This is a genomic window from Zhongshania borealis (assembly GCF_039539625.1).
Lineage (GTDB): Bacteria > Pseudomonadota > Gammaproteobacteria > Pseudomonadales > Spongiibacteraceae > Spongiibacter > Spongiibacter borealis.
In genome coordinates, this window is record NZ_BAABDM010000015.1 from 1 (window position 1) to 15,938 (window position 15,938).

Genomic DNA, 15,938 nt, shown 5'->3' on the forward strand with positions numbered 1-15,938 from the left:
TAATCTCGTCTTGTTAAATAGCTCAAAACCGCCGGGGCTTTGATGTCCGCTTAAGTTCTTGTCCTTAAGCGAGGAGGCGTATTATATAGATCTTAGCCTCGGTAGCAAGTAGTTTTTTAAACTTTCTCACCACCCCAACTGCTTAAACAAATCGCGTCCCGCACCTCGATGAAGTCCGCCTCAGCAGTTGAGGAGGCGCATTATAGACACGCCACATTAGGAGTCAACATACTTATGAAATCATTTTGAATTACTAACAAAGAAGTACATTAAACGCACAATATGTACAAATATCATGCTGTTATCAGCGTAAACTGATCATTTAAAGACCAGCATCTGATACTTCTTTTTACCTAGCTTGATAACATAGTACTTTCCAAACAAAGCATTGCCAGCGGCAAAGACGGATTCAGCCGCCATATTACCAGCTAAGCCCACCGCAGTTCCGTTCACCTGCACAGCATTGCGACCCAAGGCGTCTTTAATTTGCTTGCCCGCCCCCATACCAATGTCAGCCAACAACTGCGTAAGCGGCCGGTCAACCAACTCACCCCGCCCCAACTCAGCCGTAGGCAAGCCATCCAACTGAAGCTGAGCAAGATCACTCGCCGACAATTCAGCCAAGTCACCCGAGAACAAGGCTTCAGTTATCCGCTGCGCGCCAGCCAATTCTTCCTGGCCATGAATAAGACTCGTCATCTGCTCCGCCAGAATACGCTGCGCACCAGGACGCCCCGCCGCTTTATCAGCCTGCTCAATTGCATCAATTTCAGCCAGTGACAAAAAAGTAAAGTAGCGAAGGAATTTATACACATCGGCATCCGCCGTCCCAAGCCAAAATTGGTAAAAGGCATACGGAGAGGTTTTATCGGGATCGAGCCAAACCGTACCCGATTCAGTTTTACCAAATTTAGTACCATCTGATTTGGTTACTAAAGGCATTGTTAAACCATGAACAGCAACGCCATGCTGGCGACGAGCAAGATCCACCCCCGCAATAATATTTCCCCACTGATCCGACCCACCCAACTGCAAGGTGCAGCCATTGCGCTTATAGAGCTCGGAAAAATCCATGCCCTGCAATAAAGAATAACTGAACTCGGTAAAAGAGATTCCCGAACCCTCTCTATTAAGGCGCTGCTTAACAGACTCCTTGGCGATCATATTATTAATGGTAAAATGCTTACCAACATCACGCAGAAACTCCAGCGCTGACATTTGGCCAAACCAATCTAGGTTGTTGGCGACTTCCGCTGCATTCTCGCCGCTATCAAAATCAATAAAGCGTGATACCTGGCTTTTTAACCTATCCGCCCAACTGGCCACAATATCAGGCGTATTGAGCTGACGCTCTTGTGCTTTAAAGCTTGGATCGCCAATTAAGCCAGTCGCACCACCAACCAAGGCAATAGGCTTATGCCCCGCCTGCTGAAAGCGTCGCAATGCCAACAAGGGCACCAAGTGACCAATATGAAGACTATCCGCAGTGGGGTCGAAGCCGCAATAAAGGGTACGCATTTCGCCCGACAGATATTCTGACAAACCATTCTCGCCAGTCATTTGCGCCACCAAACCACGAGCCTCTAATTCAGTGAGCAATTCTGCATTTACCGCTGTCATACCGTCGACCTTTATCAATAAGAATGCGCATTCATCCGCCAATACGGTGCCTGCAATATGTGAAAACTGATTGAGAAGGCGGCAAGATACAACAACCAAACTGAAATGCAAACCAGGAAAAGCTGACAGGCCACCGCCCACAAGCTAGAATCTACATTAACTTTCGGTTTATACGGGCTTTAGCCGCAGTGTACATTTGTTATACTCAACAAAAACCACCAGCAAGGTATGAAGTAGCAAAACTATGCAGAATTGGATTCCCAAACGGCATGCCATGCGCAAACCACCTGCAGGCAAATTTCCCCGTCGCCATTTAGCACTGGCGGCGTCAACGCTTATCGCCCTCGGCCTGACGCTTCTTCTATTGCCCGGTGAAAATGCCGAAGCCAAACGCACGGCCATACCACTCGACCTTGAGCTTACACCAAGCCGGATCAGCGAAAGCGTTAGCGCACCGGAAGAGCCCCCGGTTGCCATTGAGCAAAGCTGGAAAGAAATCCCCGTCGAAAATGGCGATTCACTCTCCGCCATATTCAGCCGTGCAAATCTTACCCCCCAAGACCTTCACGAATTATTGAGCAGCTCCAGCAAAGCGAAAGAGCTAAACAAAATCAAGCCAGGGCAAAAGCTGTCGTTCAAAATTAGCGACAACGGCCAGCTCGATGCCATGAGCTTTCAAGTCGACAAACTAAACAGCATCATCTTCGAGCGCGGCGTTACCGGCTTCACCACCACCAAAATGACCGAAACACCCGAAATTCGCCAGCGCGTAGCCAGCGCAACGATTACGTCCTCATTATATAGAGCAGCTCAGGATGCAGGCGTAAGCCAAGGCATTATTATGGAGCTCGCGAATATCTTTGGTGGCGTTTTAGACTTTGTTTACGATGTGCGCAAAGACGACTTTTTCATTGTCATTTATGAAGAACTGTATTTAAACGGCGAACTATTGAGCAGTGGGCAAATTCTAGCCGCCCAGTACTTTAACCGCGGCAAATCTTTTGAGGCCTACCGCTACATCAACAAGCAAGGCGAAGTAGACTACTTCTCGGAAGCTGGCGAAAGCATGCGCAAAGCCTTCTTGCGCGCACCACTGGACTTTACCCGAATCAGCTCCGGCTTTAATCCCAAGCGTTTGCACCCTGTATTCAAAACAGTGCGACCACATCGCGGCGTCGATTACGCCGCACCCCGTGGCACACCTGTTTACGCTGCCGGTGATGGGCGCGTTGCCGCCGCCGGATATTCAAAAGCGAATGGCAACTACGTGTTTATTAAACACGGCGAAGCCTATATGACTAAATATTTACACCTACACAAACGCGCAGTTTCCAAAGGCGATCGAGTTCGACAACGAGAAACCATTGGCTGGGTTGGTTCCACTGGTTATGCGACTGGCCCCCACCTGCATTACGAATTTCTGCTCAACGGCGTACACCGCAACCCGGCAACAATCGTCAAACAACTACCCGCGCCTAAGAAAGTGGCCGCTGGGGCAATGCCGGAGTTTAAAGCGCAAATTGCGGGCATGCAGTTGCAACTCAGAACCTATGCTGCACAGCGTAATTACACCGGCACTGGCGCAGGTTAATGAGAAAACAACTCTATATCGGACTAATGTCAGGTACTAGCTTGGACGCTGTCGATGCCGCGCTTATCAGTATCGACAATGACCACATCGAGCTAGTACACAGCCTCTCGACAACATTACCCTCATCACTCAAAACCCAAATACTTAAACTGTGTAATGGCACGACAGCCGAAATTGAACTCATGGGCCAGCTCGACCGCGAACTAGGCGAGCTGTTTGCCCACGCCGCCCTCGACCTGTGCCGGGCTGCAAAAACACAAACTGCGGACATCACCGCCATCGGCAGTCACGGCCAAACCATTCGCCATCGCCCCCCAGACAAGCAACGCACCGCCGACAAAGCCTTTACTCTACAAATCGGCGATCCAAATACCATTACTGAAATCACCGATATCACGACCGTTGCAGACTTTCGGCGCCGCGATATTGCAGCTGGAGGCCAAGGCGCCCCCTTGGTTCCTGCATTTCACGCCGCCGCATTTGGCCAAGCAGGCCACGAGCGCGCGATTGTAAACATCGGCGGCATGGCAAACATAAGCCTAATCAAAACCGACGGCGAGGTACTCGGCTTCGACACCGGCCCCGGCAATGTTTTAATGGATAGCTGGATTATGCACTGCCAAGGACTAAGCTTTGATCGCGACGGCGAATGGGCGCAAAGCGGCAGAGCGAACCCGGTACTGCTAGCAACCTTGCTTAAAGACCCCTATTACGCCGTCGTTGGCCCGAAAAGCACTGGCCGCGAACAATTTAACTTAGCGCAACTACTAGCAACCCTAGAATCTAACAACAACATTCGCCCTGCGGATGTCCAGGCAACACTGCTTGAACTGACGGCGTGCAGCATTTCTGACGCGATCAAACAATACAGCACAGCGGGCTCTGAGGTTTTCATCTGCGGAGGCGGCAGCGCTAATATTGGACTCTGTTCGCGAATTCAGGCGCTATTACCGAATCAGAAAGTAGCGACGACAGAAATATTAGGTATTCACCCCGACTGGGTAGAAGCCGCCGCTTTTGCTTGGCTGGCAAAGCAAAGCCTTTTTGGCTTACCCGGCAATGTGCCTGCTGCGACTGGCGCAAAAGGTCCACGAATTTTAGGCGCAGTCTATCCGCGCTAGCGTAAAACGTCGCTCAAATAAAATAATGGATTAGTACTGGCGAAGCCCGAACCAAGCTTCGCACAGAAAAGATTTAGACTGAGAACGAAGAGCCACAACCGCAAGTAGTGCTGGCGTTAGGGTTGCTCACCACAAAGCGCGAGCCTTCCAAACCTTCGGTGTAATCGAGTTGAGCTCCGTCAATATACTGATAACTAAGCGGATCGACCAACACAATAACGCCGTCCTTTTCGACCAAAGTATCGTCTTCTTCTGCTAGCTCATCAAAAGTGAAGCCATACTGAAAACCCGAGCAGCCTCCGCCTGTTACAAAAACACGCAATTTCAGATCGTCATTAGCCTCTTCGGCCACTAAATTTTTCACCTTCGCCACAGCTCGATCCGTCAAGCTCAGTACCGTGGGGGTAAATTGTTCAACTGCAGACATAGTCCACCTCACAAACCAACGACGCCGCTTGGCATCGTATATAGAGTGATTATCCAATTCCCGACTAATTCAGTCAAGAATTAACCGTCACTGTCTGTTCTTAGCAAATTGCCTAGGGCATTAACGCCAGGCCTTGCAAACCCATAGTTTCAGGCAATCCAAACATGAGATTCATATTCTGTATCGCCTGACCAGAAGCCCCTTTCACGAGGTTGTCGATCGCTGACAACACCACAATAGTGTCTCTATTCTGGGGTCTATGCAGAGCAATCCGGCACATATTACTGCCCCGCACAGTGCGCGTCTGTGGCGTACTGCCTAATGGCATCACATCAACAAATGGCGCATCTGCGTAACGCTTTTCAAACAAAAACTGCACTTCATCCAAGGGCACCGCCGGATCCAACATCTCGGCATACATGGTGGCATGTATACCGCGCACCTGTGGCAGCAAATGAGGCGTAAAGGTTAAACCAACAGGACCTTTTGCGGCGAGCGCCAATTCTTGTTCAATTTCTGGCAAATGACGATGGCCACCCACGCCATAGGCCTTAAAGCTTTCTGACAATTCAGTAAACAAATTGTCGATCTTGGCTTGGCGCCCGGCGCCACTTACCCCAGATGCGGCGCTAACAATCAAACGGCTGGGATCAACTAGTTTTTCTTCAAGCAAAGGAATTAAACCCAACTGCACTGCCGTGGGGTAACAGCCAGGACAGGCGATTAACTTAGCATTGCGGATTTTCTCAAGGTTGCGCTCCGGCAAACCGTAAACCGCGGTCGCTAGCACGTCAGGACAAACATGCTTTTCGTGGTACCACTTAGACCACAAATCAGCATCCGTAATACGGAAATCCGCTGACAAATCAATAATACGGGTACCCGCCGCCAGCAGTTCCGGCACCATATTCATGGCCACATTGTGCGGCGTAGCAAAAAACACCACATCACAGGTCGCAAGTGATTTCACATCAGGCGTTGAAAACCGCAAGTCCATCGCCCCGCGCAAACTCGGAAACAACTCATCAACCCCAACACCTTCTTCGGCGCGAGACGTGATCATCACAACCTCAGCCTCCGCGTGGGTCGACAACAAACGCAGCAACTCAACGCCGGTATAACCTGTACCACCTACAATTCCGACTTTTAACACCTAAACTCTCCTTCACTCACGCAATGCTATTTAATGGCTTGGGGCTCGTCTGTTCGAACGGCCGACTGCTCTTCTTTGTCCCGCAGCAAATGCTCCCAGCCACGCAGTAAATCCTTAGCCAGAACATGATAAACCGGTTCCGGCATTATTAATTTAGACACCGCCGTTGCCGTCAATGCACTTACCATTAAGACGGGTAGTATATCGTGATTATTGCCCGTCAACTCCAGCACAATCACAAAGGCGGTAATAGGCCGCTGCACGACACCGGCAAAGTAACTCGCCATACCAACCAAAATTAAGGAGACAGGCGGTACCTGAGGAAAAAATGTGCCCATGGCTGAGCCCAGTTCCGCACCAGCAGCCAAGCTTGGCGAAAAAATACCGCCGGGAATACCGCTAAAATAGGTCAATAAGGTCGCCATCATTTTGCCAACGGCAGTGAGCCAGGTCGCCTCGTCTTCGCCTGCCAGCAAGGCCTTAGCCTCTACATAACCACTCCCCATGGTCAAACCGCCAGACAAAATAGCCATCACCGCCAACAACAGGCCAATGACCAAGGCAACCCGCAACGGCCATTTCTGAACAATAGGTGCCATTGCCCGATTGCCCTGCACCAAAAGCACCCCGAATAAACCACCCAATAAGCCACAGGCCACACTCACGCCAATAATATACGGGTAGTAAGCAAATGGCATGGCGCTGACCTCGGGCACCCCGAAGTAACTGTAATGCCCAGCAAAAGCCAAAACCACCACCCCCGACAGGATGATAGCCATAATAAAGGTGCCCGAAGTACGCGCCTCCATGGACTGCTGCAATTCCTCAATGGCAAAAACAATACCCGCCAGCGGCGCATTAAAAGCGGCCGACACCCCAGCGGCACCGCCAGCGACAATCAAACTGCTTTCAACTTGGCGCTGTTTCAACTTTGCCCAGCAACCAAACTTATACATGATTGCCGCGCCAACATGCACACTAGGACCTTCTCGCCCTACTGTCGCGCCAACCAATAAACCGGCACAGGTTAGCAAAACCTTAAGAATCGCGACGCGCAGCGATAAAAACGGCGCGCGCAGCCAGTGATAATTTTGCTTATGAGCAAGCAATACCTGAGGAATACCACTCCCCCGTGAAGCTTTACCGCCTTTATTCATCACCCACACAATTGCCGCCAACCCCAATGGCGTGATAATTAAAAACAAATAGGGGTTATAAGCAAAAATGGCCTCGGTCAAGCCATAGCTTTCTTCTGACAACCACGCGAAACTTTGAATGACCAAGCCCACTGTTAACGCGCCCACCCAAAAGACCCCGCGGGTTTTCCAGTCTTCAATAGTGCCCAACTGACGGCGAGTGTGACGATTACCCAGCAGCCACCACAGACGAAGCCTGCGAGCAGTTCGGGTGTGTTTCCGGTTGGTGGTCATATATTAGCGAGCCTGCAAAGGCAGTAGAGCGAAAACGAATACCCAGAATGAAAATCAGTACGAAAAAAAACTGCGGCGGGCCGCATTTGGCCAAGGGATATTGTATGCTAATTCCCTTGGCACACCCAGCGCCACCCAGTGTAATTTTGCCACCCAAACAGGATCCTGCCCAATGCTCTGGCTTAAAGCCTTTCATATCATTGCCCTTATCTGCTGGTTTGCCGGCATTTTTTACCTGCCTAGACTATTTGTTTACCACGCAATGAGCGACGATCAAGCCACCCGGGATCAACTGAAAATTATGGAGCGCAAGCTCTATCGCTTTGTTAGCCCCTTTGCGATATTAACCGTGGTGTTTGGCCTATTAATGATTTACCAGCAACCTAGCTACTACCTGCATGCTGGGTGGCTGCAGCTTAAACTCGCTTTTGTCGCAGGGCTAATCGCCTACCATCTGTACTGTGGTCACCTAGTCAGAATCTTTGCCAACGACCAAAATCAGCGCCAACATGTATTTTATCGCTGGTTTAACGAAGCTCCCGTTTTCGCATTGTTCGCCATTGTGCTACTCGCCGTACTGAAACCCTTTTAAGCCGGCCCCTAGCGCGAGATAATGTCAGTTATTAATCGCCGAATTCCGTTTTATTTATTACAAGAAGCCTTTTATGAGCAACTCAGAACAGTTATTTGAAGTCGCCCGTCAATTTATTCCAGGCGGTGTTAACAGCCCAGTTAGAGCCTTTAAAGCCGTCGGCGGCACGCCACGGTTTATCGATCACGCCAAAGGCCCCTACCTCTTTGATGTCGACGGCAAAAAATATATCGACTACGTCCTCTCTTGGGGGCCAATGCTACTCGGCCACGCTCACCCAGACATAATTGCCAGAGTCACCGAGCAACTACAAAAAGGCTTGAGCTTTGGCGCCCCCACCGAAATCGAAACCCAGCTTGCCGCCAAACTTTGCGGCATCATGCCCGGCATGGACATGGTTCGTATGGTGAACTCTGGTACCGAAGCTACCATGAGCGCTATTCGTTTGGCTCGTGGCTATACCGGTCGCGACAAAATCATCAAATTTGAAGGCTGTTACCACGGTCACTCAGATTCCCTGCTAATTAAAGCAGGATCAGGCGCGCTCACCTTTGGCGTACCCAGCTCGCCGGGTGTGCCCGCAGCACTCGCCGAACATACCGTCACCCTGACCTACAACGACATTGAAGGCGTAAAAGCGGCCTTTAAAGAATTTGGCGAGCAAGTCGCGTGCATCATCGTTGAACCCGTCGCGGGCAATATGAATTGTGTCCCCCCCATCCCCGGCTTCTTAGAATGCCTGCGCGAATGCTGCGACCAAAGCGGTAGCGTACTAATTATCGACGAAGTAATGACCGGCTTCCGACTTGGCCTACACGGCGCGCAAGGTTATTACGGCGTCACCGCCGACATCACCTGCCTCGGCAAAGTGATTGGCGGCGGCATGCCGGTTGCCGCGTTTGGCGGCAAGCGCGAAATCATGAGTTGCATCGCCCCAAGCGGCCCGGTGTACCAAGCAGGGACCTTATCTGGCAATCCTATCGCTATGGCTGCCGGCCTATGCATGCTAGAACACATTGAAAAAGCAGGCTTTTACGAGCCACTATTCAAACAAACTGACAAATTAGTCGAGGGCCTGCGCGAACGCGCCGCCGCTGCCGGTATTGCCATGACCAGCAACCATGTCGGCACGATGTTCGGCGTATTTTTTACCGACGCCAAGCACGTCACCAATTATCAGCAAGTTATGGCCTGCGATATCGAGCGTTTTAACCGCTTCTTCCATGGCATGCTCGAAGGCGGCGTGTATCTTGCACCCGCTTCTTACGAGGCTGGCTTTTTATCGGCTGCCCACACCGACACCGACATCGCCGACACCCTCGATATTGCCGAGCGCGTTTTTGCCAATTTGAATTGAGAGCCATTATGAGTAAGTCACTACACCGCGGCGCATTTCCAGCCACTCGCATGCGCCGCCTGCGGGCCAACGATTTCTCACGCCGCCTAATGCGTGAAAACCAACTTAGCGTGAACGACTTAATTTACCCGATGTTTGTTTGCGAAGGCAGCAACGAGCGGCAAACCGTCGGTTCAATGCCCGGTATAGAACGCTTAAGTATCGATCTGCTTACAGCCGAGGCGAAACATCTTGCCTCATTAGGTATACCTGCCATCGCCTTATTTCCAGTGGTTGGCGCCGATAAAAAATCGCTCTTTGCAGAAGAGGCCTACAACCCAGATGGCCTTGCGCAACGGGCCGTCAAAGCAATTAAAGACGCAGTACCCGAACTTGGCATTATCACAGACGTAGCGCTCGACCCTTACACCACCCACGGCCAAGACGGCATTATTGACGCCAGCGGATACGTACTCAACGACCGCACCGTGGAGACCTTATGCAAGCAAGCTGAGGCGCAAGCCAATGCCGGCGCCGATATCGTCGCGCCTTCAGACATGATGGATGGCCGCATCGGCGCCATTCGCCAAACCCTAGAGAGCAACGGCCACATCAACACCTGCATTCTTAGCTATGCGGCCAAATACGCCTCAGCTTACTACGGCCCATTTCGTGACGCCGTAGGCTCAGCGGGCAATCTCGGTAGCGGTAATAAATACAATTACCAAATGGATCCGGCCAATAGTGACGAAGCACTACACGAGTGCGCACTCGACCTCGCCGAAGGCGCAGACATGATCATGGTAAAACCGGGCATGCCTTATCTAGACATCATTCGTCGCGTCAAAGACGAGCTCGCAGTGCCTACATACGCCTACCAAGTAAGCGGCGAATACGCCATGCACTGCGCCGCGTTTCAAAATGGCTGGCTAGACAAAAACGCCGTTATGGCCGAGTCACTGCTCGCGTTTAAACGCGCGGGCGCTGACGGCATCCTGACGTATTTTGCCAAAGACATGGCATTATTACTGAATAACTAGTATTTACCCTGTCACAGACAGGCACTATGGTTAAGACAACGCGGATTAATACATTAGATAAACAATTTTCTGGGGATAAGACATGCAAAAAAGAATAATCGCATTGGCAATACTTGCCGCGAGCGCATCCGTAAGCAGCCAAGCCGATATCGTCGGCGCGACCGCCGGCGCTTATATGTGGAAACAGAGCTGGGACGGCGACGTAAAAGCCGGTTCAGACAGTATCGACATGAATGATGATCTTGGCTACGACGACGAGACTGGCAAAAGTTTTTATGTTGCTCTTGAGCACCCGGTTCCAGTGTTGCCAAATATTCGCTTACAGCACACTTCCTTAGACATATCGGAAACTAGCACACTATCGCGCAGCTTTACCTACGACGGGAAAGGCTACGTCACCACAAACACCGTCGACTCTACAACAGATCTAAGCCACACTGACGGTACTTTTTACTATGAAATTCTCGATAACTGGGTAAACCTCGATATCGGCTTGACCGTGCGCATGTTCGACGGCGAAGTCCGTATTAAAAATCAAACCACTACCGATGAAGGCTCGATCGAAATCGACGCTCCACTGCCTATGGCCTATGTAAATGCCCGCTTTGAATTACCGCTGACGGGCTTTTACGCATCCGGCCTCGGCAACGTCATTGCCTACGGCGACAATAAAGTGACTGACATGACCGTTGCGCTAGGCTACGAGTACGGTGTTGTCGGCATAGAATTAGGTTACCGCAACTTTGACGTCCAGCTTGAAGACGACAACGAAGAAGCCAACGTTACCGTTGACGGTTACTTTCTTGGTGTAGTAATCGACATCTAAATACCGAACGAGCAAGACCGCAAGGGTGCAGCGTTGGCTGCACCCTTTTTTATTGGAACCATTCAAAACACCCATTCATGCAGTATATGATTAGCCGCTGAATCACCGACCAAACAACCCCGAGGAAAACCATTGAGAATCGCCCTCGTCATTATTAGCTTACTCTATAGTACGACCACCCTCGCCTGTGAATGCCTTTGGCAGGGGCCGTTTAAGGCGGTTTATAGTGATGCTGATCTTGTTGTCTACGGGAAGGTCGAGCGCAGTCAGGGCAATGGCTTTGATTTAAGTATCAATGAAGTTATTCAAGGCAGCGAATACCGCGAGCAAATTCGAATTTGGGGCAAAAAAGACAATTTATGCCGGCCGGAAGCCTCAGAGTTCCCCCCCGGCAGCCAGTGGATAATGGCGCTGAAGCGCATCGACAATCCGCCAGAAGATGCCTTTAACCCCTTCAAAGCTAACATCAGCTTCGGCCGCCAGGATGATTTTAGCCTGTCGAGCTGCGGTGTTTATTGGCTAGCAGTTAACGAAGCCCGGGTGTCAGGCAATATTCTCGGCGGCTCGCGGTGGCAGTACCTAGACCCCAAGAAAACCCCGGTTATTATGCCGGTATTTCAAGCTTGGCTTCAAAAAATACTGCCAGACGAGGCGCTTGCAGAAGCGGCCCGCCCCCAAAGTGAGGCGCGTAAATTACTCAATGAAACCAAGATTTTCTTATGGGAAGATCAGCGCAATTTGCTCCCGGAACCCGAGCAAGAGAGTGACGAGCAATTCGGCCCAGTGCGGCCCAACTTACGCTCGGGCTTACCCGCAGAAAAGCCGCAGGAGACTATCGCCGAGCCCAGCGTTAATGATTTAGATTAAGCCCAAAAGCTCGTCGAGCATTTTAAGTGACATCCCCCAAATACGCCGCTTACCGTAAAAGTAGCACGGCAGTGTCAGGTGTATTTTACCGCGCCGCCAAACCATCGACTCACGATTTTCATAATTCATCAGAAACCGCATAGGCACCCACACTGCCTCGGCAACTTCATGATTGGGTTCAATACTCACGGCAGTATGCAAACGAAAGACATAAGGCGTGACCACCATAGGCTGGCGACCAGAATGCGGCCGACTGACAATATCGGACAAACGCCCAATACAGTGCCCCGCCTTGTCTAAATAAATACCGGTCTCTTCTTCGGTTTCGCGCGTTGCGGTGCGCAATCCGGTCACGTCTTGCCGATCCATGCGACCACCAGGAAACGCCATATGCCCAGACCACGGATCGCCCTCGCGGTCTGCACGCTTAATCATAAGCACTTCAATATGGTCGCCCTGCTCGCGCAATATTAGCGCCACCGCCGAACGCTTTACCCAGCGCCGCCACCAGCGCTGACGAGGTTTAAAGCCATCTAATCGCGTAATGATTTGCTGCAGAGCAAGCGCTTCGTCGCTTGTTTTTTCCAATGCCTACTCCCTTATTGTGCCTAGCAGAATGTGCTGATTATTATAAAACGGCCTCGCAGCCCAGCCGTGCTAAGATTATTACGCAAACCATAATACCCCAAGACCAACCGCGCTTCGTATAGTTGCAATATATGACTCACAATAGCAAACACGACATCCGCCATCGCCGCGATATAGAAACATTGCTCGAACATTTTTATGCTCAAGTACTCAGCGACGATATTATCGGTTTTTATTTTACCGATATTATGAGCTTCTCCCTTACACAGCACCTACCGAAAGTCACTGATTTTTGGGTACAGCAATTGCTCTCTGAACGCGTATATCAAGGCGAATTATTTAAGCGTCACCAGGAGATTCACCAGCGCGCAGCCCTTAGTGCACATCATTTTCAGCGCTGGCTGTATTTACTCAATACAAGCATCGATAGCTTATTCTGCGGCCCACGCTGCGACGCCATGAAACAACGCGCCAAGGCGATAGCTCAATCCATGGCCACGGCGCTCGCCGAACGCGCAGAGGACATTAGCGGTGAGCCCGGGGTACAAATCTACAACAAACCTCAACCGTAAATTTTACGCAAGCGCGCCACACCCTCGGCCAAACGCGCCATGCTGGTGGTATAGGCAAATCGCACATGCTCATCCGCCCCGTACCGGCCAAAGTCTTCACCTGGGGTAATGGCGATGCCGTGCTCCTCCAGCAGCATGCGACAAAATTCCGAGCTACTCATTTTAAAGCGTTTAATGCCCGCATAGAGATACAAGGCGCCGTCTGGGCAGTTAGGAATTTCAAAACCAAGGTCTCTGAGTTCGGGCAGCAAATAATCCCGGCGGCGCGCAAATTCATCTCTACGCTCATTAAGGATAAGACGCGTTTCTGGCGCAAATGCGGCCAGCGCGGCGTGCTGCCCCATGGTCGACATGGAGATAAACAGATTCTGCGCCAACTTCTCAAGCTCAGGTACCGCCTCAGGGGGCGCCACCAACCAACCCAAACGCCAACCGGTCATGCCAAAGTATTTTGAAAAACTATTGATCACAAACGCTTGATCAGTAATCGACAAGATACTTGGCGCCTCTACACCGTAATTCAGTCCGTGGTAAATTTCGTCAACAATCAAGTAACCTTCTTTGCGCTCGCACAGGCTGTGTAGATCTCGCAGCTGCGCGGCGGTGAGAATTTCACCACTGGGATTCGCTGGCGAGGCAACCATAATACCCTTGGTATTTGGCCGCCAGTGCTGTTCAGCTTTCTCGGCACTGAGTTGGAAACGATCCTCTGGCCCCACTGGCACTAGTTGCCCCTCACCCTCAACAAGACGCAAAAAATGGCGGTTACAGGGGTAACCCGGATCCGTCATTAACATGCCATCACCGGGATTTATCAATAAACCCGCCAGCAAAAGCAGCGCGCCAGATGCACCCGGCGTAATCATGATGCGTTCCGGTGCAATATCCAGCCCATAATCCTGTTTATAGTAATTGGCAATTGCCTCGCGCAAAGCTTGAATTCCGGCTGCCGGCGTATAACTCGTCTCGCCCCGGTCAAGCGAGGCCTTCGCTGCGCGAATGATTGGCTCGGCGCTGCTAAAGTCGGGCTCACCGGCTTCCATATGGATAATATCTCGGCCAGCCGCCGCCAATGCTTTGGCCCGGGTTAACACCTCGACCACACGAAAGGGCTCAATATCCGCTAAACGACGCGCAAAAGATTTACTCACCAAGACACTTCCTAACATTCAAAAACAAGAGTGTAACGCTATCCTTTCGGGCTTAACATCGTCACAACAGGGTAATGAAATGTTCAGTTCCGGCCTTAATGCGTAATTTCGTGTGGCGCAGCCGGGCCATATCTGGTAGTTTTGCCGATTTGGCGGCACAGCGTCGCCGCGCATGTCCGCGGTTTGCGGTTACCGGCTTGTAAAGAAGAGGGCCAACCATGCCTGCACAACAGAGCACACCTGAGAATTTAAAAACTTTCGTCCCTTATGTAGAGAAAAAGGGCGAAACGTATATGAACGAAAAGCAGCGGGAACACTTCCGCCAAATTCTGCTGGCCTGGAAAGCAGAATTAATGGAAGAAGTGGATCGCACTGTGAGCCATATGAAAGACGAAGCAGCCAATTTCCCTGATCCAGCTGATCGCGCCACCCAAGAAGAAGAGTTCAGCCTTGAACTCCGAACTCGCGACCGCGAACGTAAGCTGATCAAGAAAATTGACTCGACCATTAATCTGATCGATGAAGATGACTACGGCTACTGCAGCACCTGCGGCGTTGACATCGGCATTAAGCGTTTAGAAGCACGCCCAACGGCAACGCTGTGCATAGACTGCAAAACCCTTGATGAAATCAAAGAGCGCCAAGAACGCGGCTAGCCCTGTCGGGCGGCAAGCCGCCCGCAACACCCCAAATGCCCTCCCTCGATAGCAATTACAGAGGTCGGTTTGCACCGTCCCCCAGTGGGCCCCTGCATATCGGCTCACTCGTTACCGCTTTGGCTAGTTACTTAGACGCCCGCGCCAACCGCGGTCAATGGCTGCTGCGCATGGAAGATATCGACCCGCCCCGCGAGCAAGCGGGTGCTGCCCAACAAATTACTAATAGCTTACTTAACCACGGCATGACATGGGACGGCGACATTTTCTGGCAAAGCGCGCGCAGCGCTGCCTACGACACTTACCTGCAGCAACTCCTCAACAAAAACTTAGCCTATTACTGCGGCTGCTCGCGCCGCCAACTCGCCGCCACCAACGGTCTGCATATCGGCGCCTGCGCCCACCCAGGCTCACCCAATGGCGACGCGATCCGCCTACGCGTTCCCAATGAAACTATAGGCTTTAATGACCGCATCCAAGGCAGCCAGCACCGCACGCAGGTTGAGCTTGGCGATCCCGTGCTAAAACGAAAAGACGGCCTCTACGCCTACCAACTTGCCGTTGTTGTTGACGACGCCGAACAGGGAATTACCGACATTGTTCGCGGCGTAGATTTACTCGATGCCAGTGCCTGGCAAATTCATTTACAAAACGCCCTTGGACTCAAGCAACCTCGTTATTGCCATATCCCAGTGATTGTCGGTGACGACGGCCACAAGCTCAGCAAACAAAGTTTTGCCCCAGCGCTCGACGACCAATATGCTTTTGCCAATCTCCGCTTAGCGCTGCACTATTTGCAGCAAACTCCCCCCCCAGACACCATCAATGATGTTGCCGATCTTCTGCTTTGGGCTACTGAACACTGGCACCCGCAAGACATTCCCGCACGCCGTCAATTCGATGCAATAAACCAAAGCCTTTAAGTGGGGCACGCAGCGGCATCCTTTGCAGTTTTAGCTGGCGTCCAG

General features: G+C 51.4%; 16 protein-coding genes. 10 read left to right on the forward strand and 6 right to left on the reverse strand.

The window, feature by feature from the left end:
• Nucleotides 1-318: 318 nt before the first annotated feature.
• The gene (tyrS, locus tag ABD836_RS19015) at nt 319-1,620 is read right to left on the reverse strand and encodes a tyrosine--tRNA ligase (RefSeq protein WP_344939105.1); all 1,302 of its coding nucleotides are present in this window, start codon (nt 1,618-1,620) and stop codon (nt 319-321) included.
• Between the two features lie 244 nt (nt 1,621-1,864).
• On the opposite strand from tyrS, the gene ABD836_RS19020 reads away from it, so the two are divergent.
• Both ABD836_RS19020 and ABD836_RS19025 read left to right on the forward strand, forming a co-directional pair.
• Complete coding sequence (locus ABD836_RS19020) at nt 1,865-3,211, forward strand: peptidoglycan DD-metalloendopeptidase family protein (RefSeq protein WP_344939108.1); 1,347 nt, start codon at nt 1,865-1,867, stop codon at nt 3,209-3,211.
• Entirely contained in the window at nt 3,211-4,332 is a 1,122-nt protein-coding gene (locus tag ABD836_RS19025) for an anhydro-N-acetylmuramic acid kinase (protein WP_344939111.1), read from the forward strand. The genes ABD836_RS19020 and ABD836_RS19025 overlap by 1 nt, the downstream gene beginning before the upstream one ends.
• A 73-nt stretch (nt 4,333-4,405) precedes the next feature.
• On the opposite strand, the gene erpA is transcribed toward ABD836_RS19025, so the two are convergent.
• From erpA to ABD836_RS19040, 3 genes are all read right to left on the reverse strand, one after another.
• Nucleotides 4,406-4,759: an iron-sulfur cluster insertion protein ErpA gene (gene erpA, locus ABD836_RS19030; protein WP_344939113.1), complete on the reverse strand. Its 354-nt coding sequence runs from the start codon at nt 4,757-4,759 to the stop codon at nt 4,406-4,408.
• 112 nt (nt 4,760-4,871) lie between these two features.
• Nucleotides 4,872-5,912 carry an N-acetyl-gamma-glutamyl-phosphate reductase gene (gene argC, locus ABD836_RS19035; RefSeq protein ID WP_344939117.1) on the reverse strand — a complete coding sequence of 347 codons (1,041 nt, stop codon included), beginning with the start codon at nt 5,910-5,912 and terminating at the stop codon, nt 4,872-4,874.
• A gap of 26 nt (nt 5,913-5,938) precedes the next feature.
• Entirely contained in the window at nt 5,939-7,342 is a 1,404-nt protein-coding gene (locus ABD836_RS19040) for a chloride channel protein (RefSeq protein WP_344939120.1), read from the reverse strand.
• A 172-nt stretch (nt 7,343-7,514) separates the two neighbouring features.
• Between ABD836_RS19040 and hemJ the strand changes: the two genes are divergently transcribed.
• The 5 genes from hemJ (at nt 7,515) to ABD836_RS19065 (ending at nt 12,003) form a co-directional block, all read left to right on the forward strand.
• Nucleotides 7,515-7,934, forward strand: coding sequence for a protoporphyrinogen oxidase HemJ (hemJ, locus tag ABD836_RS19045; protein WP_344939123.1), 420 nt, complete (start codon nt 7,515-7,517; stop codon nt 7,932-7,934).
• Between the two features lie 73 nt (nt 7,935-8,007).
• Nucleotides 8,008-9,291: a glutamate-1-semialdehyde 2,1-aminomutase gene (gene hemL / locus ABD836_RS19050; protein WP_344939126.1), complete on the forward strand. Its 1,284-nt coding sequence runs from the start codon at nt 8,008-8,010 to the stop codon at nt 9,289-9,291.
• 8 nt (nt 9,292-9,299) lie between these two features.
• Nucleotides 9,300-10,310 (forward strand): porphobilinogen synthase, encoded by a 1,011-nt coding sequence (gene hemB, locus ABD836_RS19055; RefSeq protein ID WP_344939128.1) that lies wholly within the window; start codon nt 9,300-9,302, stop codon nt 10,308-10,310.
• A gap of 82 nt (nt 10,311-10,392) precedes the next feature.
• Nucleotides 10,393-11,136: a TIGR04219 family outer membrane beta-barrel protein gene (locus ABD836_RS19060; RefSeq protein WP_344939131.1), complete on the forward strand. Its 744-nt coding sequence runs from the start codon at nt 10,393-10,395 to the stop codon at nt 11,134-11,136.
• 132 nt (nt 11,137-11,268) lie between these two features.
• The gene (locus tag ABD836_RS19065) at nt 11,269-12,003 is read left to right on the forward strand and encodes a hypothetical protein (protein WP_344939134.1); all 735 of its coding nucleotides are present in this window, start codon (nt 11,269-11,271) and stop codon (nt 12,001-12,003) included.
• Here the strand turns inward: ABD836_RS19065 and ABD836_RS19070 are convergent.
• On the reverse strand, nt 11,995-12,591 hold the full coding sequence (locus ABD836_RS19070) for an NUDIX hydrolase (RefSeq protein ID WP_344939136.1): 597 nt from the start codon (nt 12,589-12,591) through the stop codon (nt 11,995-11,997). The genes ABD836_RS19065 and ABD836_RS19070 overlap by 9 nt on opposite strands.
• Nucleotides 12,592-12,722: 131 nt before the next feature.
• On the opposite strand from ABD836_RS19070, the gene ABD836_RS19075 reads away from it, so the two are divergent.
• Complete coding sequence (locus ABD836_RS19075) at nt 12,723-13,163, forward strand: group III truncated hemoglobin (RefSeq protein WP_344939139.1); 441 nt, start codon at nt 12,723-12,725, stop codon at nt 13,161-13,163.
• Here ABD836_RS19075 and ABD836_RS19080 read toward each other — a convergent pair.
• Nucleotides 13,154-14,314, reverse strand: a complete 1,161-nt coding sequence (locus tag ABD836_RS19080) for a pyridoxal phosphate-dependent aminotransferase (protein WP_344939142.1) — start codon at nt 14,312-14,314, stop codon at nt 13,154-13,156. The two genes, ABD836_RS19075 and ABD836_RS19080, sit on opposite strands and share 10 nt — an antisense overlap.
• Nucleotides 14,315-14,532: 218 nt before the next feature.
• On the opposite strand from ABD836_RS19080, the gene dksA reads away from it, so the two are divergent.
• Together dksA and gluQRS are read left to right on the forward strand one after the other, a co-directional pair.
• Nucleotides 14,533-14,970: an RNA polymerase-binding protein DksA gene (gene dksA, locus ABD836_RS19085; RefSeq protein ID WP_344939145.1), complete on the forward strand. Its 438-nt coding sequence runs from the start codon at nt 14,533-14,535 to the stop codon at nt 14,968-14,970.
• A 35-nt stretch (nt 14,971-15,005) separates the two neighbouring features.
• On the forward strand, nt 15,006-15,893 hold the full coding sequence (gluQRS, locus tag ABD836_RS19090) for a tRNA glutamyl-Q(34) synthetase GluQRS (protein WP_344939147.1): 888 nt from the start codon (nt 15,006-15,008) through the stop codon (nt 15,891-15,893).
• The last annotated feature ends 45 nt before the right edge of the window (nt 15,894-15,938 follow it).